Genomic DNA, 20,098 nt, shown 5'->3' on the forward strand with positions numbered 1-20,098 from the left:
GGTCATGAGCCAGCTCAGTGCCGCCGAGCGTGACCAGTGGCGCTCGGTGGTGGCCGCCGTGGCCGCCCGCTGTGCACCCGGCGGGGACTGGGATGCGTTGTTCGATCTCGGTGTCGCCGAGACCGGGCTCGAGGACCTGGCGGTGGCGATCGAGGAGTGCGGCGCCGTGCCGGCCGCCACGCCGTTGCTGGGCCACATGTTCGGCCTGCGGGCGCTGCGTTCCGCGCCCGCGTCCCAGGAACGGGACCGGCTCCTGGCGGGCGCGATCAGCGGCCGGCACCGGGTCGCGCTCGTGCTGCCCGACGGCGAGCGGACCTACGTGCTCGAGGGGGGAGCGGCCGACACCTTCGTGATCGCGACGGGCCCGGAGCTGTTCGTGGTGCCGGCCGCCGCCCGCGGCGTCGTCCGGCGCCCGCTGCCCACGCTGGACCCGTCGCGCGTCCTTTGGCACGTCGAGTTCCACGGGGCGGCAATGACGCCACTCGGCCGGGACGGCGAGTGGAGGGCCGAGCGGCTTCGGTCGGAACTCGCCGCGCTGGTCGCGGCCGACTCCATCGGCGGGGCCCGGGCCGTGCTGCGGGGCGCCGTTGACTACGCCCGGCAGCGCATGCAGTTCGGCCGCCCCATCGGCTCGTTCCAGGCGGTCAAGCACCGCCTGGCAGACGTGTCGAGCCAGCTCGACGCGGCGGTGGCGGCGGTCGAGCACGCGGTGCGCCGGTTGGATGCCGACGCCCCGGACTCGGCGCTGGCCGCTGCGGTGGCGAAGCTCGCCGCCGCCGACGCCTATCTGGCGGCGGCCGAGGGCGCGATCCAGACGTACGGCGGCATCGGCTTCACGTGGGAGCACCCCGCGCACATCTATCTCAAGCGGGCCCACACCAACAGTCAGCTCGCCGGCGGTGCGGCGCTGCACCTGGACCTGGTGGCCGACCGGGCCGGGATCGGCTCAATCAACTGAACCCCTGGAGGGCGCACCATGGCCGAGCGAGAATTCGAGATCGGCGGCATCAACCACCTCGCGCTGGTATGCAGCGACATGCGCCGCACGGTGGACTTCTACACCAACGTGCTCGGCCTGCCGTTGATCAAGACGGTCGAGCTGCCGAGCGGGATGGGACAGCACTTCTTCTTCGACTGCGGCGGCGGCAACGCCCTGGCCTTCTTCTGGTTCCCGGGTGCGCCGGACAAGGTCCCCGGTGTGACCCATCCCGGTGCGCTGCCCGGGGTCGGCGACATCGCCAGCGCCGTCGCGTCGATGAACCATGTCGCCCTGCAGATTCCGGTCGACAAGTTCGACGAGTACCGCGAGCGGCTCCAGGCCAAGGGCGTGGAGGTCGGGCACGTCGTGTTCCATGACGACAGTCCGTCCACGATCGCGCGGCGCATGCACGACGGCGTCTACGTCGGCTCGCTGTACTTCTTCGACCCGGACGGCATCCTGCTGGAGTTCGCGGCCTGGACGCGGAAACTGACCCCTGACGACGTCCGCCACGAGCCGGCTGCGCCTGTGGTGAAGACGGTTGCGAAAGCCTGAACGCTCTTCTGTTCCCTTTTCCTGAATCTGATGTCAGTATCAGGCCCACACCCCACTTTCCTGGCCTTGATGGAGGCATTCATGAGAACGCTGCGGACCCGCCTCGCTGCGGCGATGCTTGTTCTGCCGCTCGCGTTATCCGCCTGCAGCAACGACAAGACCAAGTCACCCGCCGCCCCGGGCGGTGGCTCACCGGCCGGCAACGCGGTGAAGGTCATGCTGATCTACGACGAGACCGGTTCGGCCGCCGCCCCCGAGCTCGTCGACGGCGCCAACGCCGGTCTGGCGCAGGTGAACGCGAACGGTGGCATCAAAGGACGGCCGATCGAGATGACCGTCTGCAAGACCGGCAACGACCCGAACACCGCCGACAACTGCGCCCGCCAGGCCCAGAGCCTCGGGGTGGCGGCCGTGGTCGCCGAGCTCACCCTGCAGAAGGGCCACGAGAAGATCCTCCGGGAGGCGAAGATCCCGATCATCGGTGCCGTCACCTCCGGCACAGACCTGACGGAGATCGCGCAGTTCCCCCTGGACGGCAGCACGCCGATCCAGACCGCGTCGCTGGCCAACGCGCTGGCCGCGCAGGGCTTCAAGAAGATCAGCATGGCCCGCATCCAGATCGACGGCGGCGGGGCGTTCGGCGGCTTCGCCAACCAGGGCCTCACGTCCGCCGGTCAGAAGATCCTCAACGACGTGCCCGTGCCGACCGGCGCCCCGGACATGGCGCCCTACGTCCAGGCCGTCCTCGCCAACGGCACCGACGCCATCCTGACCGTGCTGCCGGGCACCGACTCGACCGCCTTCATCAAGCAGCTCAAGAAGGACGCGCCGAACATCGCGATCGGCATCATCGGCACGCAGAAGGAGAAGGTCGCCGACGCGCTCGGCACGGCCTCGGACGGCCTCTACGAGGCGCTGGGCTACCTGCCGCCGTCGTACGAGAACACGGCCACCAAGGCCTACGTCGCGGCCATGTCGAAGCAGGGGATCAGCGAGACGCGGGGCTTCCGGCTCAACGCCTACGCCGCCGTCCTCGCCTTCGCCGAGGCGGCCAAGAAGGTGCCAGACCCGACCAACACCGCCCTGTGGGACGCGCTGCCGACCATGAGCGGCATCGACATCGGCCTCACCCCGCCGATCCAGTGGCAGAAGGGCAACGTGGGCGGATACCCGCGGATCTTCAGCTCCTGCGCGTTCATCGTGAAGTACAGCGGCGGCAAGGAACTGCCGGTGTACGACACCTTCCGCGATGCGTACACCGGCCAGAACTGCACCACTCCGCCGAAGAGCTGAGGATCGGGCCCACATGCTGACCGACGTGATCAGGTTCGCCGTACTCGGACTCGGGGCCGGCGCGATCTATGGCTTGTCCGCCCTGGGGATCGTGCTGATCTACCGCGGCTCCGGGATCCTGAACTTCAGCCAGGGCGCGGTCGGCATGATGGGCGCCTACGTCTTCTACCTGCAACGCGAGGCCGGCATGGCCACGCCGGTGGCGGCGCTGCTCGCCATCGGCGTGGGTCTGGCCACCGGCGCGCTGATCCATCTGCTCGTCATGCGACCACTGCGGGACGCGCCGCCGGTGTCGCGGCTCATCGCGACGCTGGGTGTCTTCGCGTTCCTCTTCGGCCTGGGCCAGTTCCTGTTCGGCGTGGGGAAGGCCCGGATCGTCACCTCGATCCTGCCGGACGGGTCGACGACCGTGTTGCCGGGCATCCGGATCGGGACCGACCGGCTCGCCATCCTCGGTGTCGGGGTGGTGCTGGCCGTCGTGCTCACGGTCGTGTACCGCTCCACCCGCTTCGGCCTCGCCACCTCGGCCGTGGCCGAGAACGGGCGGGCGAGCTCGGCGCTGGGCATCTCCCCGGACACCGTCGCGACCGTGAACTGGATGGTGGGCTGCGCGCTCAGCGTGGTGTCGGCCGTGCTCATCGTCAGCATCGGCACGCTGCAGGTGGAGAACCTGGCGATGCTCATCGTGCCGGCCCTCGCCGCCGCCCTGCTCGGCGGCTTCAAGTCCTTCCCGCTGACGATGGCCGGCGGGCTGCTGATCGGCATGCTCGAGTCCGAGGTGGCCTGGATCGGCACGCGCCAGCACGCCGACGGCTGGGGCCAGACGGTGCCGTTCATCGTCATCATCCTCGTCCTCGTCGTCTCCGGGCGTTCCCTGCCGCTGCGGGGCGAGGCGATCCAGCGCCCGCCCCAGCTCGGCACCGGCATCGTGCGCCCCCCGGTGCTGATCGGCACCGGGCTCGTCGCCCTCGGCCTGCTGTACTTCGTGTTCCCGCCGGCCCTGCTCGGCGCCACCGAGATCACCCTGGCGCTCGGCCTCGTCGTGCTGTCCCTCGTGGTCGTCACCGGCTACACGGGACAGTTGTCGCTGGCACAGATGGCGCTCGCCGGCATGGGCGCCTGGATCGCCGCCCGCCTGGTCGCCGATCACGGCATGCCGTTCTGGGCCGCGATGCTGATCGGCGTCTTGGGCGCGGTCCCGGTCGGCATCATCGTCGGCCTGCCGGCGCTACGGACCCGGGGCATGAACCTGGCCGTGGTGACGCTGTGCCTGGCCGTGGTGCTGGAGCACCAGATCTTCTCCTCGACCGAGCGCACCGGTGGGTTCACGGGCATCAACGTGGGCTCGCCGAAGATCTTCGGCATCGACATGGACACGTACTTCTGGCCCAGCCGCTACGCGATCTTCTGCCTGGTGCTGTTCATCCTGGCCGCCCTGATGGTCGCGAACCTCCGGCGGGGCCGGGCCGGCCGCCGCCTGGTGGCCGTCCGGTCGAACGAGCGCGCCGCGGCCAGCCTCGGCATCAGCGTGGCCCGCGCCAAGATCTTCGCCTTCGGCATCTCGGCCGCCCTGGCCGCGGCAGGCGGCGTCCTGCTGTCGTTCCGCCAGCCCAACGTGACCTTCGTGCCGACGTACACCGCCTTCCAGTCCATCTTCGCGGTCGTGTTCTCGATCATCGGCGGTGTCGGCTACCTGGCCGGCGCGGTCATCGGCGCCCTGTACGCTCCGGCCGGACTGCTCTCCGGGGTGATCTCGCAGCTCTTCCCCGGCGCCGCGTTCGCGCAGTTCATCTCGCGCAACGAGGTCGGGCAGATGATCCTCGGCCTGACCCTGCTCATGGTGCTGCCGCAGCTGCCCAACGGCCTGGCCACGCAGCGGCTGCCCGCGTGGCTGGTGCCCAAGTGGATCCGTGCGCGCGCCGGCCGCCAGGTCCGCCGCCGTGACGTCGCCGAACTGGAAGGGGAGACGACGTTCAGCGTCGTCGAGCGGCCGGTGGACGTGAGCGGGCTGACGGTGCGCTTCGGCGGCGTGACCGCGCTCGACGACGTGGCGCTCAAACTCGTGCCGGGGCAGGTCCACGGGCTCATCGGGCCGAACGGGGCGGGCAAGACGACCCTGATCGACGCGTTGACCGGATTCGTGGACAGCCCGGGCGCCACGATGACCCTCGACGGCCAGGACATCGGCCGCTGGCCGGCCCAGCGCCGGGCCGCGGCCGGCATCAGCCGCTCCTTCCAGAGCCTCGAGCTGTTCGAGACGATGACGGTCCGGGAGAACCTGCTCGCCGCGTGCGACCGCCAGGACTGGCCCGCGTTCGTGTCCAACCTCGTCGTCCCGGGCCGGGAGCGGTACTCGCCGGCCGCGCTCGCCGCCATCCGCGAGTTCCACCTGGAGGACGACCTCGAACGCAAGCCCGATGAGCTGCCGTACGGCCGCCGCCGGCTGCTGGCCATCGCCCGGTCGGTCGCCACCGGAGCCTCGGTCCTGCTGCTCGACGAGCCGGCCGCCGGTCTGGACGACACCGAGACCGCCGAGCTCGGCCACCTCATCCGCCGGCTGGCCACCGAACTGCGGATGGCGGTGCTGCTGGTGGAGCACAACGTGTCCGTCGTGCTGGACGTGAGCGACCAGGTCTCGGTCCTCAACTTCGGCAAGGTGATCGCGTCCGGAACGCCCGCGGAGATCCGCAACGATCCGGCCGTCATCACCGCCTATCTCGGCACCCAGGACGCGGCCGGCGACGCAGGGAAGCCCGGCCCGGTCAAAGTGATCGAGCGCGAAACGGCACCCAAGGCGCCCGCGGACGGTGAGCCCCTGATCGAGGCCCGCGGGCTCAGCGCCGGATACGGGGACCTGGCCGCGCTGCGGGACCTCGACCTGGTGGTGCGGCCCGGCGAGATCGTGGCGCTGCTCGGACCCAACGGCGCGGGCAAGACCACGACGCTGCTGACCCTGGCCGGGGAACTGAAACCGCTGGCCGGGACCGTGCGGTGGCGCGGCAGGCCGGCATCGGCCCGGCTGCACCGGCGGGCCCGCGAGGGCATGGCCTTCGTCCCCGAGGAACGCTCGGTGTTCATGCAGCTGAGCACGGCGGAGAACCTGCGGCTCGGCCGGGGGGCGCGCTCGCTCGCGCTCGAGACGTTTCCCGAACTGACCCCGCTGCTCGACCGCCGGGCCGGCCTGCTGTCCGGCGGTGAGCAACAGATCCTGACCCTGGCCCGGGCCCTGGCCGGACGGCCCGCCCTGCTGCTCGCCGACGAACTCTCGCTCGGCCTGGCGCCCCTGGTGGTCGACCGGCTGCTGCGGGCCATCCGGCGGGCCGCGGACGAAGGGCTCGGCGTCCTGCTCGTCGAGCAGCAGGCGGCCCGGGCCCTGGAGGTGGCCGACCGGGCCTACGTGCTGCGGCGGGGCCGGGTGATCACCGCCGGGACCTCGTCCGAGCTGGCCGAGGACTGGTCGAACCTGGAGCGGAGCTACCTGAGCGATGTCGCGAGTGGGTGAGTCCGTGGCTCGAGAACTGGACCCGGCCCGCGTCCTGCCCTGCCTCATCCGCCGGCGGGCCGCCGAGCTGGCGGACCGGGACTTCCTCATCGACGTCGAGCGGGGGCGGGTCACCTACGGCGCGTTCCAGCGGCGGGTCGAGGAGTTCGCCGCGCTCCTGCGGGACCGGGGCGTCGGCCCGGCGGACCGGGTCGCCGTCCTGCTGCCCACGTGCGTCGACGAGCAGGCGCTGTGGATCGCGTGCGGCTGGCTGCGCGCGGTCCAGGTGCCGGTCAACCCGGCCTACCGCGGCGAGATGCTCCGGCACGTGCTGCACGACTCCGGGCCCCGGCTGATCGTCACGGTCGCGGCCCGCGCCGACGAGCTGCGGCACGCCGCGGACGCCGAGGCCGTGGTCTTCGTCCTGGAGATCGGGCAGCCGCTGACGCCCGACCCGGCGGCGCTGGCCGGGCTGGACGACCCGAAGCCGTGGGACACCGCCGCCATCATCTACACCTCCGGCACGACCGGGCCGTCCAAGGGCGTGCTCACGCCGTGGGGGCAGCTCATCACCGGCATCGAGGCGTTCGACGACATCGGCCCGGGCGACGTGCTCTACGCGCCGTTCGCGGCGTTCCACCTGGGCGGCAAGGTGCCGTTGCAGATCGTCGCCCACTGGGGCGGCTCGTTCGTCTTCCGCGACGGCTTCAAGACCGACCGCTTCTGGCCGGACGTCCGCGCGCACTCCTGCAACCGGGCCTGGGCCTTCTACGCGATGGCGAACTTCCTCTGGCAGCAGCCGCCGCGCCCCGACGACCGCGACAACCCGGTCGAGAGCATCACCGGTGGTCCGCTGCTGCCCGACCACGCCGCGTTCGGGGAGCGGTTCGGGTTGCGGATGCGGACCAACTACGGGATGACCGAGGCCGGCTGGCCGATCGCGACCGGCGACCACGTCGTCGACCACCGCAGCTGCGGCCGCGCCCGGGACGGATACGAGCTGCGCATCGTCGACGACTTCGACGCCGAGGTCCCCGACGGCCACATCGGCGAGCTGATCGTGCGCTCCGACCGGCCGTGGACGATGAACATGGGCTACCTCGGGCGACCGGCCGACACCGCGCGGGCGTGGCGCAACGGCTGGTACCACACCGGCGACGCCTTCCGCCGCGACGAGACGGGCAACTACTACCTCGTCGACCGGGTCAAGGACGCGGTCCGGCGGCGGTCGGAGAACATCTCCTCGTTCGAGGTCGAGTCGATGGTCACCGCCCACCCTGACGTCCTGGAGTGCGCCGCGATCGGCGTGCCCTCCGACGACGGGGAGGAGGAGATCAAGATCTGCGTGGTGCCCATGCCGGACGTCAAGCTCGAAGCCCCGGCCCTCGCCGGGTTCCTCGCGGCCACCATGCCCCGGTTCATGGTTCCCCGCTACATCGAATTCCTCGACGAGCTGCCGAAAACCCCGACCAGCAAGGTGCGCAAGGTGGAACTCAAACGCGACCCGTTCACCGCGGGAACATGGGACCGGGTGGCCGGCCGATGACCGCGCCGACCGTCGACGCGATGCTCGCCGAGGTGCTTGACGCGCCGGTGACCGGACTGGAGCGGCTGACCGGCGGCTCGTCCCGGGAGGTCTGGGCGTTCGAGTCCGCGGACCGCAAGCTGATCCTCCTGACCGATCCCCCCGGGGAGCGACGCGGCGGTGGCGCCGCGTTCGAGGCGAGCGTCATCCGCGCCGCCCGCTCGGCCGGTGTCGCCGCGCCCGAGGTGATCGCCGTGGTGCCCGGCGGGCTCATCCTGGAGCGGCTCGAAGGCGAGACCGTGCCCCGCCGGATTCTCGACGGGCTGACGGCCGGCTCAGCCGGACCGCGGCTGGCCCGCCAGTGCGGCGACGCCCTCGGCCGGCTGCACACCGTCGATCCCGGCGCCGTCCCGGACCTGCCGGACGAGGATCGGCTCGTGGAGTACCGCAACACGCTCGACCGGCTCGATCCCGACCGGCCGGTCCTCGAACTCGCCTACGCGTGGCTGCGGGACCGGCAGCCGTCACGGCGTCGGACCGCCCTGGCCCACGGCGACTTCCGGCTCGGGAACTTCGTGGTCGGCGGCGACGGCCTCGTCGGGGTCCTCGACTGGGAGTCGGCCCACCGCGGCGATCCCCTGGAGGACCTGGGGTGGATCGCGGTGCGCAGCTGGCGCTTCCGCGGACCGGGCGCGATCGGCGGCTTCGGCGACGTGCCGGACTTCCTGGACGCGTACCGGACCGCGGCGGGCGTGGACGTGTCCGACGCCGACTTCGCGTGGGCGGTCGTGCTGGGCACCTGGATCTGGGCCGTCGGCTGCCTGCAGCAGGCCGACCGGCACCTGTCCGGCACGACCCGCTCGATCGACCTGGCGCTGGTCGGCCGGCGGGTGGTCGAAGTGGAGCACGACCTGCTCGGGCTGCTCCGGTGACGACGGGAGAACAGATGACTGCCCACGCGGCGGTACCCGACCACGACGACCTGCTGACGGCGGTCGTGGAGACGCTCGGCGCCGAGCTCCTGCCACAGGTCAGCGGACGCGGCCGGTACCTGCTCAAGGCGTGCATCGCCGCCCTCGAAACGGTGCGGCGGGATCTGACCGCCGGGCCCGAGCGCCGGCAGGTCGATCAGGCGGTCTTCGCGGAGCTCGGCGTGCCGGACGAACGGGCCCTGGTCGCCGAGATCAGGGCCGGCCTCGCTCCGGAGCGCTTCGCCCAGGTCGTCGCGGCGCTGGGCCGGCGGACCGACGTCGAGCTGCGCGTCCTCGGCCGCACCTAGTGATGGTCCTGTTCATGGCTCTCCGGGCGCCAGTAGATGGCGTGGTACCAGATGCTGGCGAGCGAGTCGATCGCGGCCTGTTCGTCGACGACGGAGTCGGCGTTGTCGCCGCCCTGGGCCAGCCACACGTAGCAGGAGAGCTCGAGCATCGACGACAGCGCGGACGAGGTCATCCGCACGTCGATGCCCGGGCAGTAGCCGTCCTTCTGCGCCCGCTCGACGCCCTGGACGATGAAGTCGATGGCCGAACGCCGGATCTCCCGCCAGCTCTGCAGGAACGTCGGGTCGGCCATCGACGCCTGGAACACGCCGCTGAGCGCGCCGAGGCGGTTGCGGTACGTCTCCCAGAAGATGGTGATCGCCAGCCGGATGGCCTCCTCGGGCGGGCGACCCTCCTGGTACGGCACCGAGATCTGGGCCCGGGTGTCCTCGTGGAAGGCCTGCGCGAGGGCGGCGAGCACGTCGGCCTTGTCGGTGAAGTAGTTGTAGAAGCTCGCGGACGACCGGCCCGCGGTGCGAGCGATGTCCTCGACCTTGGTCAGCAGGTAGCCGCGGGCCGCGAACTCCTTGTTGGCCGCCTCGAGGAACGCGGCCGCCGTGCGCGCTCCCTTCGTGTACTGGCGTGGCATCGCTTCTCTTTCCGTCGTCGCTCCACGATTTGAGAGCTAAAAGTGATATTAACATCAAGTTTTTCGTCCGATTTCGGGCGTCCCGCGACAGGAGACACCGGTGCCCAGACTCCGTGAAGTGTCCCGGACCGACACCGACGACCCGCTGGTCCTCGGCTGCTACGACCGGATGTTCGACGACCGGGACCCCGTAGCCGAGCCGGGCACCGCCACCGGCACGCCGGGCAACTGGTGGACGGTGTTCGCCCTCGTACCGGACGTCCTCAAGCACGCCGTCCGCGGTTTCACGCTGTACCAGAGCCCGAAGCGCAAGCTCCCGCCCGACCTGCGCGAGCTGGGCCAGACCCGGGCCGGCTGGGTGATCGGCAGCCAGTTCGTCTTCTCCCAGCACGCCAAGGCCTGCCGCGGCGCCGGGCTGAGCGACGAGCAGATCGCGGCCATCCCCGGGTGGCCGGTGTCGTCGCTGTTCGACGCCCGGCAGCGGGTGGTGCTGGCCTACGCCGACGCGCTCGCGCTGGCCGGCGGCCGGGTGGCCGACGAGGTCTTCGACGCGCTGCGCGAGCACCTCACCGACGAGCAGATCCTGGAGCTCACCTACATCACCACGCTCTACGTGCAGCACGCCATCATGTCGCGGGCGTTGCGCACCGAGTTCGACGACGCCGAGGACCCGGTTGTCGAGATCGCGGCGCCGGCGGGCTTCGACCCGATGACCGGCCTGAACATCGGAGGACCGGCATGATCGAGACGCGCTTCACCCGTGAGTTCGGCGTCCGGCACCCCATCGTGCAGGGTGGGATGCAGTGGGTCGGCCGGGCCGAGCTGGTGGCCGCGGTGGCGGACGCCGGTGCGCTCGGGTTCATCACCGCGCTGACCCAGCCGACGCCCGAGGACCTCGTCAAGGAGATCGCCCGCTGCCGGGAGCTGACCGACCAGGAGTTCGGCGTCAACCTCACGATCCTGCCCGCGATCTCGCCGCCGCCGTACGCCGAGTACCGGGCCGCGATCATCGAGTCGGGGATCCGGGTCGTCGAGACGGCGGGATTCAGCCCGGCGGAGCACATGCCCGCCTTCGCCGCCGCCGGCATCAAGGTGATCCACAAGTGCACGAGCGTGCGGCACGCGCTCAAGGCCGAGTCGCTCGGGGTGCACGCCGTGAGCATCGACGGCTTCGAGTGCGCCGGCCATCCGGGGGAGGACGACGTGCCCGGGCTCATCCTCATCGCGGCCGCGGCCCGCCGCGTCTCGATCCCGATCGTCGCGTCGGGCGGGATCGCCGACGCCCGCGGACTGGTCGCCGCGCTGGCGCTGGGGGCCGACGCGGTGAACATGGGCACCCGCTTCATGTGCACCGTCGAGGCCCCGGTGCACGAGAACGTCAAACGGCGCATCGTCGAGGCGAACGAGCTCGCGACCACCCTGATCTTCCGGACGCTGCACAACACCGCACGCGTCGCGACGAACGCCATCAGCGGCGAGGTCGTCTCGATCCTGCGCGCCGGCGGTGAGTTCGCCGACGTGCGCGAGCTCGTGGCGGGAGTCCGTGGCCGCGAGGTCTACGAGACCGGTGAGCTGGACCGGGGGCTGTGGACCGTGGGGCAGTCGCAGGCGCTGATCGACGACATCCCGACCGTGGCCGAGCTGGTCTCCCGCATGGTCGCGCAGGCCGAGGACCTGATCAGCACGAAGCTGAGCCCGCTGGTCGTGGGGCGATGACGGACGCGGTGCGGGTCACGACGGACGGCCCGGTCGTGACGGTCACCCTGGCCTGCCCCGACCGGCTCAACGCCCTCGATCTGGCCGGTATGCGACTGCTGGGGAGCCGGCTGCGTGCCGCGGCCGGCTCGTCCGGGGTGCGGTGCATCCTGCTCACCGGGGAGGGGCGGGCCTTCTGCGCCGGCGCCGACGTCTCCCCGGCCGGGGCGGCGACCGGCGGTGCGGACGGCCGCGCGATCGTCGCCGCGGCCAACGACGTGGTCCTCGCCGTGGTCCAGGCCGGCATCCCGGTCGTCGCCGCCGTGAACGGGCCGGCGGTCGGCGTCGGCGTCTCGTTCGCCGTCGCCTGCGACGCCGTCATCGCCGCCGACACGAGCTGGTTCCAGCTGCCGTTCGTCAAGATCGGGCTGCTGCCCGACGGGGGCGCGACCCACCTGCTCCCCGCCGCGATCGGGCGGGTGCGGGCGTCGCGGATGGCGCTGTTCGCCGAGCGCGTGCCGGCCCCGACGGCGCTCGCGTGGGGCCTGGTCTCCGACGTCGTCCCGGCCGCCGATCTCCTCGGCACCGCCCGCGCCCTGGCGGCCGGGACCGCCGGCGCGTCGCGGGAGGCGCTTCGGCGCACCAAGCAGGCCCTCCGGCGAGCCCACGCCGACGAGCTCGCGGCGGCCATGCGGCACGAGCTCGAGGACCAGGGTGAGCTGCTGGACGGCCCCGACTACGCCGAGGGCCTGGCCGCCCTCCGGGAGCGCAGGGCGCCGGTCTATCCCATGTAGGGGCGTTCGCGGCGGAGCTCCTCGCGGGCGATGGTGCGGCGGTGGACGGCGTCGGGGCCGTCGACGATGCGCAGGACCCGGGCCCACGCGTAGAAGTACGCGAGCGGGGTGTCGTCGCTGACTCCGGCGCCGCCGAAGACCTCGATCGCCCGGTCGATGACCGCGGTCGCCATCGCCGGCGCGGCGACCTTGATCGCGGCGATCTCGGTGCGGGCGCCCTTGGCGCCGTGCCGGTCGATGAGCCACGCCGTCTTGTACACCAGGAGCCGGGCCTGGTCGATGTCGATGCGCGACTGCGCGATCAGTTCGCGGACCACGCCCTGGTCGGCGAGCGGCGCGCCGAACGCGACCCGCGACCTGGCCCGGCCGACCATGAGCGCGAGGGCCCGCTCCGCCATGCCGATCGCCCGCATCGCGTGGTGGATCCGGCCCGGTCCGAGGCGGGCCTGCGCGATGGCGAACCCGTCGCCCTCCTCGCCCAGCAGGTTGGCCCGGGGCACGCGGACGTCGCGGAGCACCAGCTCGGAGTGGCCGTGCTGATCCTGGTAGCCGAAGATCGGCAGGTGCCGGATGATGTCGAGTCCGGGGCTGTCCCGAGGGACCAGGATCATCGTCTGCTGCCGGTGCGTCTCGGCTCCGGGGTCGGACTTGCCCATCACGATGAAGATCTGGCACCGCTCGTCGGCGACGCCGGTGATCCACCACTTGCGGCCGTTGACGACGTAGTCGTCGCCGTCCCGGACGATCGTGGTCGTGATGTTGGTGGCGTCGGAGGACGCGACGTCCGGCTCGGTCATCGCGTAGGCCGACCGCATCGTCCCGGCCAGGAGCGGCTCCAGCCAGCGCCGCTTCTGCTCGTCGGTGGCGAACCGGTGCAACGTCTCCATGTTGCCGGTGTCCGGGGCCTGGCAGTTGATCGTCTCCGGGGCGATCACCGGCGACCAGCCGGAGACCTCGGCGACGGCCGCGTACTCCAGGTTGCTCAGCCCGGACAGCTCGGGCAGGAACAGGTTCCACAGGCCGCGCCGGCGGGCGGAGGCCTTCAGCTCATCCATCACCGGCGGGTACGCGTGCGATCCGTGCTCGGCCAGATAGGCGGCCCACACCGGCTCCGCGGGGAAGACCTCCTCCCGCATGAAGTCCCACATCCGCCCGACGGCCTCCTCCGCCTTCGGCGAGAGCGCAAAGTCCACGGTGTTCATTCCTTCCGGTCGAGAACGGCCAAGCCTTCTACGGTGATCCGCCGCACCTCGTCGTCGAGATCTCCGAACGTCTGCCCGGCCATCGCCCCGGCCGCGGCCCGGGCCGCCACCCCCTGGGCGATGACGGCGAACTTGAAATGCGCGAACGCCTCGTAGAAGGCGAGCTCCGTCAGGTCCGTCCCGGTCCGGCGGGCGTAGCGCTCGGCGAGGTGGGCGCGGCCCGGGAACCCCGTGTCGCGGGTGACCGCCGGGGTCAGCAACGGCTCGGGCTCGCCGGGCTCCCGCCAGTAGAACAGCAGCATGCCGAGGTCCGCCATCGGATCGCCGAGCGTCGACAGCTCCCAGTCCAGCACCGCCCGGACCCGTGCGGGGTCCCGCCGGTCGAGCAGGCAGTTGTCCAGCCGGAAGTCGCCGTGCACGATCGTGGCCCGCTGGGCGGCCGGCACCGCCTCGGCCAGCCGGGCACCCAGCTCGTCCAGTGCGGGCAGGTCATGGGTCTTCGACGCGTCCCACTGGCCCCGCCAGCGGCGCAGCTGCCGCGCCATGAATCCGGCCGGCCGGCCGTAGTCGCCGAGGCCGACCGATTCGGGTTCCACCCGGTGGAGGTCGGCGAGGACGTCGACCAGCGCGTCGGCCATCGCGACCCGGTCGGCCGGGTCCGGGGCGTAGTCCGCGGGCAGCACGTCCCGGACCACGTGACCGTCGACCTTCTCCATCACGTAGAACGGCACGCCGAGCAGCTCCCCGGTGCGGTCGTCCAGGAGCACCCGCGGCACCGGCACCGGCGTCCCGGCGAGGGCCCGCTGCACCCGCGCCTCGCGCCCCATGTCGTGGGCGCTCGGCAGCACCTCACCGGTCGGCGGCCGGCGCAGGACCACCGATCCGGCCGGGCCCGCGAGCTCGAACGTCAGGTTCGACTTCCCGCCCGCGATGAGCGTGACGTCCAGGTCGCGCCAGCGGTCGTCGCCCAGGGCGTCGGCCAGCAGCGGTCCCACCCGGTCGGGGCGCACCAGTTCGCGCACCGGTTACCGGCCTTCCCAGACCGGCGCCCGCTTCTCGGCGAAGGCGGTCGGCCCCTCGACGGCGTCCCGGCTGCCGAAGATGATGTCGGCCGCCTCCTGGTTGACCGCCCACGGCTCGTGCCGCGACCATTCCGGGTCCCGGTCCGAGCCGGACTCCGCCACCTGATACATGACCCTTTTGGTGTACTGCACCGACAGCGGCGCGTTCGCGGCGATGCGCCCGGCCAGTTCCATGGCCTCCGCGAGCGCGGCCCCGGGCCGGGCGACCACGTTGACCAGCCCCCATTCGGCCGCCTCCTGGACGTCGACGGCGTCGCCGGTGAGCGCCATCTGCAGCGCGCGCTTGATGGGGATCTGCCGCTGGAGCCGCACCACGCCGCCCGCGGCGGCCATCAGGCCCCGCTTGACCTCGGGCAGGCCGAGCTTGGCGTCCTCGGCCGCGACCACGAGGTCGCAGGCGAGGGCGATCTCGGTGCCGCCGCCCATGGCGTATCCGTTGACGGCCGCGATGAGCGGCTTGTCGATCCAGTGCCGGACGAGCCCGGCGAAGCCCCATTCCGGGTGCCCGGGCGCGGCGACCGGGCGTCCGGCCGCCAGCTCCTTGAGGTCGGCCCCGGCGCAGAAGGCCCGGCCGTTGCCGGTCACCACGACGACCCGCACCTCGGGGTCGGCCGCGGCCTGCTCCAGCGCTTCCCCGACCGCGGTGGACAGCTCCGCGTTGACGGCGTTCAGGGCCTCGGGCCGGTTCAGCCGGATCACGGCGATGTGCCCGGTCCGCTCGTACAGGGCGGCCGGTTCGACGGTCGTGGTCATCGGGTCTCCAACACGTCGCGGGCGATGATGTGCTTCATGATTTCGGTCGTGCCGCCGTAGATGGTGGTGACGCGGGTGTCGGCGTACGCCCGGGCGATGGGGTACTCCCGCATGTATCCGTAGCCGCCGAACAGCTGGACGCAGCGGTCGACGAGGCGCTTGTGCATCTCGGTCGCCCACCATTTCGCCTTGGCCGCGTCGACCGCGTTCAGCTCGCCGCGGTTGAACCGCAGCACGGCGTCGTCGACGTAGGCCTGCGAAACCTCCAGCTCGGTCAGCATTTCGGCGATGGCGAACCGGGTGTTCTGGAACGACGCGACGGGCTCGCCGAAGGCCCGCCGGGAAGTGACGTAGTCGATGGTCCAGCCGAGCGCGGCCCGGGCGCCGGCACAGGCGGCCACCGCGATCCCCAGCCGTTCCAGCGGCAGGTGGCTCATCAGGTGGTGCAGTCCCCGGCCGGCCTCGCCGAGCACGTTGGAGGCGGGGACGATCGCGTCGTCGAAGAACAGTTCCGCGGTGTCCTGGGACCGCAGGCCGACCTTGTCGAGCTTGCGGCCGCGCTCGAAGCCGGGCGTGCCCCGCTCCACGACCAGCAGGCTGAACGCCCGGCTCCGGGCATCGGGGTCCGGATCGGTCCGGGCGACCACGACGACGAGGTCGCTGTGAATGCCGTTGGTGATGAACGTCTTGGCCCCGTTGAGCACCCAGTTGTCGCCGTCGCGGCGGGCCGTCGTCCTGATGCCCTGCAGGTCCGATCCGGTGCCCGGCTCGGTCATGGCGATGGCGCCGACGGCCGCGCCCGAGCAGAGGGCGGGCACCCACCGCTCGGCCTGTTCCGGTGTGGCCAGGTCGAAGAAGTACGGCAGCACGATGTCGGCGTGGGCGGAGAACCCCGAGCCCAGCGACGTGGCGCCGACCTTGGCGAACTCCTCCATCATCGCGCAGCGGAAGCCGAAGTCGCGCAGGGATCCCCCGCCGCCGTACGCCTCGGGCGCGTTGATGCCCAGCAGCCCCTGCCGCCCGGCCTCGGACCACGGCTCGCGCGGGATGATGCCCGCCTCGTCCCACGACTCGACGTGCTCGGTGACGTGCCGGCTGAGGAACTCGGCGACGGTGGCGCGGAACGCCTCGTGGTCGGCGGTGAAGAACGGGCGGCGGGCCCACAGATCCTTGCTCATGGCGTTACAGGCGCTCGATGACGGTGGCGTTGGCCATGCCGCCGCCCTCGCACATGGTCTGCAGCCCGTAGCGGCCGCCGGTGGCCTCCAGATGATTGAGCATCGTGCCCATCAGCCGGGTGCCGGAGGCGCCGAGCGGGTGGCCCAGCGCGATGGCGCCGCCCCGGGGGTTGAGCTTCTCGAGGTCGCCGCCGACCTCGGCCAGCCACGCCAGCGGCACCGGGGCGAAGGCTTCGTTCACCTCGTAGGCGTCGATCGCGTCGATGCCCAGACCGGCCCGCTCCAGCACCAGCCGCGTGGCCGGGATCGGCGCCGTCAGCATGAGCATCGGGTCGTCGCCGGCCACCGCGAACGCGTGGAAGCGGGCCCGCGGGCGCAGGCCGAGCCTTGCGGCCACGTCCTCGCCCATGATCAGCGCGGCGGAGGCGCCGTCGGTCAGCGGGGAGGAGTTACCGGCCGTGATCCGCCAGTCCAGGTCCGGGAACCGTTCGCGCATGTCGGGGACGTCGAAGGCGGTGCGCAGCCCGGCCAGGCTGTCGGGGCTTGTCGCCGCGCGGATCGTCTCGTCCTCGGCGGACCGGCGGTCGTCGCCGACGGTCACCGGCACGATCTCGTGGTCGAAGCCGCCGGCTTCGGCGGTCGCGGCCGCGAGACGGTGCGAGCGGGCCGAGTATTCGTCCAGCCGCTCCCGGCTCAGCCCCCATTTCTGGGCGATGAGCTCGGCGGAGACGCCCTGGTTCACCAGCCCCTCCGGGTAGCGCCGGGCGAGGCCGGGCCCCTGCGGGTCCTGGCCCATCGTGGAGGCGCCCATGGGCACCCGGCTCATCGACTCGACCCCGCCCGCGACCACGATGTCGTAGGCCCCGGCCATGACGCCCTGGGCGGCGAAGTGCACCGCCTGCTGGCTGGAGCCGCACTGCCGGTCGATGGTCGTGGCCGGCACCGACTCGGGCCAGCCCGCGGCGAGCACCGCGTGGCGGCCGATGTTCAGGGCCTGCTGGCCGGCCTGGCCGACACAGCCGGTGATGACGTCCTCGACCCGCACGGGGTCCAGGCCGTTGCGCTCGGCGAGGGCGCGCAGGACGGTGGCGTACAGGTCGACGGGGTGCACGCCGGACAGCGCTCCGCCCGGCTTGCCCTTGCCCGACGGGGTCCGGACGATGTCGACGATGACCGCTTGACGCATGATGTCTTCCCTTCTTCGGCGGGGGGCTAGCGCGGGCTCATCCGGATGGCGCCGTCGAGCCGGATGGTCTCGCCGTTGAGCATCGGGTTGGCCACGATCGCCATGACCAGCTGGGCGTACTCCGCCGGTTGGCCGAGCCGGCTCGGGTGCGGCACCTGGGCGCCCAGCGAGTCGCGGACCTCCTGCGACAGCTGGCCCAGCAGCGGGGTCTCGAAGGTGCCCGGGGCGATGGTCACGACGCGGATCTTCAGCGCGGCGAGGTCCCGGGCGATCGGCAGCGTCATGCCGACGATGGCGCCCTTGGACGCCGAGTAGGCGGCCTGCCCGATCTGGCCGTCGAACGCCGCCACGGACGCGGTGTTGACGATGACCCCGCGCTCCTCGCCGGCGACCTCGTTGCCGGCCATCGCCGCGGCGGCCAGGCGCAGCACGTTGAAGGTCCCGAGCAGGTTGACCCGGATGACCCGCTCGAAGTCCGCGAGGGGGAACGGCCCGTTCTTGCCGACGGTCCGGAACGCGTTGCCGATGCCCGCGCAGTTGACCAGGACGGCTAGGCCGCCGTCGTCGTTGGCGAGCGTGACCGCCGCCTGCACCGCGTCCTCGTCGGTCACGTCGGCGCCCGCGAACCGGACCGCATCGCCGAGTGCGTCGAGCCGGCCGCGGTCGGCGGTGGGCAGGTCGAGGGCGACCACCCGGGCGCCCGCCGCGACGAGAGCCTCCACCGTCGCCAGCCCGAGCCCGGACGCGCCTCCGGTCACCAGCGCCTGCTTGCCCCGGACATCCATGCCATGACCTCCACGCCGCTGCACTTAGTTAGCGATCGCTAAGCTAGCGTTCGGGTGACCGGAACGCAATGATTCGTGAGGTACTTAGCGAGCGTTTGCTCAGCGCCTTTGCGGCGTTCTACGCTCTCCCGCACGACGCGGACAGAGGCGGTCAGCGGCGGACAGAGACGGGGATGACAGTGAGCGAGAAGACGGTCGACTGGCGGGAATACCCCCCGCTTGAGCTGTCCGCGCTGCTGTCGCTGGCGCTGGACGAGATCGTCGAGCACGGCTACGACGGCACGTCGGTCCGCAAGATCGCCAACCGCGCGGGCGTCACCGTGCCGGCGCTCTACTACCACTTCGAGAACAAACAGGCCATGCTCCGGGAGCTCCTGGACCACGCGATGCGGATCGTGCTCACGCACGCCCGGGCCGCGCTCGACGAGGCCGGCGGTGACGGCCCGGCCCGGCTCAGCGCCCTGGTCGAGGCCATCGTCCTGTACATGGCGCACCATCGCGACCTGGCGTTCCTCGACTCCGAGCGGCGCAGCCTCACCCCCGAGAACCGGGCGCACTACGTGGCCCGGCGCGACGAGCTCGAGCGCGAGCTGCGCGACGCGATCCGCAGGGGAGTGGAGCAGGGCGTCTTCCGCACCCCATATCCGGACGAGTGCGGCCGGGCGATCCTGTCGATGTGCCAGGGCGTCGCCGGCTGGTACCGGCCGGGCGGCCCGGTCGACGCGCCCACCATGGCCCGGCGGTACGCCGACCTCGCGCTCGCCACCGTGCAGTACCAGAACCAGGATGGGGCGACATGACCAGCGGACCACTCGACGCGTTCCGGCTCGACGACCGGGTGGTGGTCATCACCGGCGCGAGCTCCGGGCTCGGCCTGGGCTTCGCCCGGGCGGTCGCGGCCGTCGGCGGCATCCTGGTCCTCGGCGCCCGGCGCGTGGACCGGCTCAATGAGGTGGCGGGCGAGCTGCGGGCGCAGGGGGCGACCGTGCTCGCCCGGGCCGTGGACGTGACAGTGCCCGAGCAGTGCCAGGCCCTGGTGGACGCGGCGGTGGCGGAGTTCGGGCGGGTCGACGTGCTCGTCAACAACGCCGGTCTCGGCGGCTCCGTGGCCGCCTCGCGGGAGACCCCCGACTCCTTCCGCCAGGTGATCGACGTGAATCTCAACGGCTCGTTCTGGATGGCCCAGGCCTGCGCCCGGGTGATGCCGGCCGGCTCGTCCATCGTCAACGTGGCGAGCGTCCACGGTGTCGTGGCCTCGCGGTTCCCGGGCGCGTCCTACGCCGCGAGCAAGGCGGGCGTGATCGGGCTGACCCGCGATCTGGCGCAGCAGTGGTCACGCCGCAAGGGCATCCGGGTCAACGCCCTGTGCCCCGGCTACTTCGCCAGCGAGATGACGGCGACGGGCGAGGACAAGCTCCGCGACATGGTCGCCGAGCACAGCCTCCTGGGCCGCTTCGGCGAGCAGCCCGAGCTGGACGGCGCGCTGCTGTTCCTGGCCAGCCCGGCGTCGTCCTACGTCACCGGCACGACCCTGCTCGTCGACGGCGGCCTCGCCGCGACGATCTGACCCGGGAGCGGCTGAACGGCGGGATCGGCGGCAGCCGCGGGTACTACGAGCGCGCCCGTGTCGTCCGCACCGGATGCACTTTGGCTCGGACCACTTCGGCGCGGCCCCGAGCTAC

Annotated in this window: 19 protein-coding genes; 12 read left to right on the forward strand and 7 right to left on the reverse strand. The window is 72.0% G+C overall.

Annotated elements, in window-relative coordinates:
• Positions 1 to 4: 4 nt before the first annotated feature.
• From ABZS58_RS41670 to ABZS58_RS41700, 7 genes are all read left to right on the forward strand, one after another.
• A complete protein-coding gene (locus ABZS58_RS41670) occupies positions 5 to 958 on the forward strand; it encodes an acyl-CoA dehydrogenase family protein (RefSeq protein ID WP_354789395.1) in 954 nt (317 codons plus the stop codon).
• An 18-nt stretch (positions 959 to 976) separates the two neighbouring features.
• On the forward strand, positions 977 to 1,534 hold the full coding sequence (locus ABZS58_RS41675; RefSeq protein ID WP_354789397.1) for a VOC family protein: 558 nt from the start codon (positions 977 to 979) through the stop codon (positions 1,532 to 1,534).
• A gap of 81 nt (positions 1,535 to 1,615) precedes the next feature.
• Positions 1,616 to 2,827 carry an ABC transporter substrate-binding protein gene (locus ABZS58_RS41680; protein ID WP_354789399.1) on the forward strand — a complete coding sequence of 404 codons (1,212 nt, stop codon included), beginning with the start codon at positions 1,616 to 1,618 and terminating at the stop codon, positions 2,825 to 2,827.
• A 13-nt stretch (positions 2,828 to 2,840) separates the two neighbouring features.
• Positions 2,841 to 6,329 (forward strand): ATP-binding cassette domain-containing protein, encoded by a 3,489-nt coding sequence (locus ABZS58_RS41685; RefSeq protein WP_354789400.1) that lies wholly within the window; start codon positions 2,841 to 2,843, stop codon positions 6,327 to 6,329.
• 4 nt (positions 6,330 to 6,333) lie between these two features.
• On the forward strand, positions 6,334 to 7,854 hold the full coding sequence (locus tag ABZS58_RS41690; protein ID WP_354789402.1) for an AMP-binding protein: 1,521 nt from the start codon (positions 6,334 to 6,336) through the stop codon (positions 7,852 to 7,854).
• A complete protein-coding gene (locus ABZS58_RS41695; protein WP_354789403.1) occupies positions 7,851 to 8,765 on the forward strand; it encodes a phosphotransferase family protein in 915 nt (304 codons plus the stop codon). Before ABZS58_RS41690 ends, ABZS58_RS41695 begins: the two co-directional genes overlap by 4 nt.
• A 14-nt stretch (positions 8,766 to 8,779) precedes the next feature.
• The gene (locus tag ABZS58_RS41700) at positions 8,780 to 9,112 is read left to right on the forward strand and encodes a DUF6285 domain-containing protein (RefSeq protein WP_354789404.1); all 333 of its coding nucleotides are present in this window, start codon (positions 8,780 to 8,782) and stop codon (positions 9,110 to 9,112) included.
• On the opposite strand, the gene ABZS58_RS41705 is transcribed toward ABZS58_RS41700, so the two are convergent.
• Positions 9,109 to 9,741, reverse strand: a complete 633-nt coding sequence (locus ABZS58_RS41705; protein WP_354789406.1) for a TetR/AcrR family transcriptional regulator — start codon at positions 9,739 to 9,741, stop codon at positions 9,109 to 9,111. The genes ABZS58_RS41700 and ABZS58_RS41705 overlap by 4 nt on opposite strands.
• A 118-nt stretch (positions 9,742 to 9,859) precedes the next feature.
• On the opposite strand from ABZS58_RS41705, the gene ABZS58_RS41710 reads away from it, so the two are divergent.
• Genes ABZS58_RS41710 through ABZS58_RS41720 form a run of 3 tightly spaced genes read left to right on the forward strand, consistent with a single transcriptional unit; the run spans position 9,860 to position 12,230 of the window.
• Positions 9,860 to 10,483: a carboxymuconolactone decarboxylase family protein gene (locus tag ABZS58_RS41710; protein WP_354789407.1), complete on the forward strand. Its 624-nt coding sequence runs from the start codon at positions 9,860 to 9,862 to the stop codon at positions 10,481 to 10,483.
• Complete coding sequence (locus ABZS58_RS41715; RefSeq protein ID WP_354789409.1) at positions 10,480 to 11,457, forward strand: nitronate monooxygenase; 978 nt, start codon at positions 10,480 to 10,482, stop codon at positions 11,455 to 11,457. Before ABZS58_RS41710 ends, ABZS58_RS41715 begins: the two co-directional genes overlap by 4 nt.
• Positions 11,454 to 12,230: an enoyl-CoA hydratase-related protein gene (locus tag ABZS58_RS41720; protein WP_354789410.1), complete on the forward strand. Its 777-nt coding sequence runs from the start codon at positions 11,454 to 11,456 to the stop codon at positions 12,228 to 12,230. The genes ABZS58_RS41715 and ABZS58_RS41720 overlap by 4 nt, the downstream gene beginning before the upstream one ends.
• On the opposite strand, the gene ABZS58_RS41725 is transcribed toward ABZS58_RS41720, so the two are convergent.
• From ABZS58_RS41725 to ABZS58_RS41750, 6 genes are read right to left on the reverse strand one after another with little or no spacing between them, the layout of a single operon-like run.
• Positions 12,218 to 13,378, reverse strand: a complete 1,161-nt coding sequence (locus ABZS58_RS41725) for an acyl-CoA dehydrogenase family protein (RefSeq protein WP_354789450.1) — start codon at positions 13,376 to 13,378, stop codon at positions 12,218 to 12,220. The genes ABZS58_RS41720 and ABZS58_RS41725 overlap by 13 nt on opposite strands.
• A 50-nt stretch (positions 13,379 to 13,428) precedes the next feature.
• Entirely contained in the window at positions 13,429 to 14,454 is a 1,026-nt protein-coding gene (locus ABZS58_RS41730) for a phosphotransferase family protein (protein WP_354789412.1), read from the reverse strand.
• 3 nt (positions 14,455 to 14,457) lie between these two features.
• Positions 14,458 to 15,267, reverse strand: a complete 810-nt coding sequence (locus tag ABZS58_RS41735; protein WP_354789414.1) for a crotonase/enoyl-CoA hydratase family protein — start codon at positions 15,265 to 15,267, stop codon at positions 14,458 to 14,460.
• Positions 15,264 to 16,445, reverse strand: coding sequence for an acyl-CoA dehydrogenase family protein (locus tag ABZS58_RS41740; RefSeq protein WP_354789415.1), 1,182 nt, complete (start codon positions 16,443 to 16,445; stop codon positions 15,264 to 15,266). The genes ABZS58_RS41735 and ABZS58_RS41740 overlap by 4 nt, the downstream gene beginning before the upstream one ends.
• A 4-nt stretch (positions 16,446 to 16,449) precedes the next feature.
• Positions 16,450 to 17,631, reverse strand: a complete 1,182-nt coding sequence (locus ABZS58_RS41745; protein WP_354789417.1) for a thiolase family protein — start codon at positions 17,629 to 17,631, stop codon at positions 16,450 to 16,452.
• A gap of 26 nt (positions 17,632 to 17,657) precedes the next feature.
• Complete coding sequence (locus ABZS58_RS41750; protein ID WP_354789418.1) at positions 17,658 to 18,416, reverse strand: 3-hydroxyacyl-CoA dehydrogenase; 759 nt, start codon at positions 18,414 to 18,416, stop codon at positions 17,658 to 17,660.
• A 173-nt stretch (positions 18,417 to 18,589) separates the two neighbouring features.
• On the opposite strand from ABZS58_RS41750, the gene ABZS58_RS41755 reads away from it, so the two are divergent.
• Positions 18,590 to 19,216 carry a TetR/AcrR family transcriptional regulator gene (locus tag ABZS58_RS41755; protein WP_354789420.1) on the forward strand — a complete coding sequence of 209 codons (627 nt, stop codon included), beginning with the start codon at positions 18,590 to 18,592 and terminating at the stop codon, positions 19,214 to 19,216.
• On the forward strand, positions 19,213 to 19,983 hold the full coding sequence (locus ABZS58_RS41760) for an SDR family oxidoreductase (protein WP_354789421.1): 771 nt from the start codon (positions 19,213 to 19,215) through the stop codon (positions 19,981 to 19,983). The genes ABZS58_RS41755 and ABZS58_RS41760 overlap by 4 nt, the downstream gene beginning before the upstream one ends.
• The last annotated feature ends 115 nt before the right edge of the window (positions 19,984 to 20,098 follow it).

The sequence above is a fragment of the Dactylosporangium sp. NPDC005555 genome (assembly GCF_040605635.1).
GTDB lineage: Bacteria > Actinomycetota > Actinomycetes > Mycobacteriales > Micromonosporaceae > Dactylosporangium.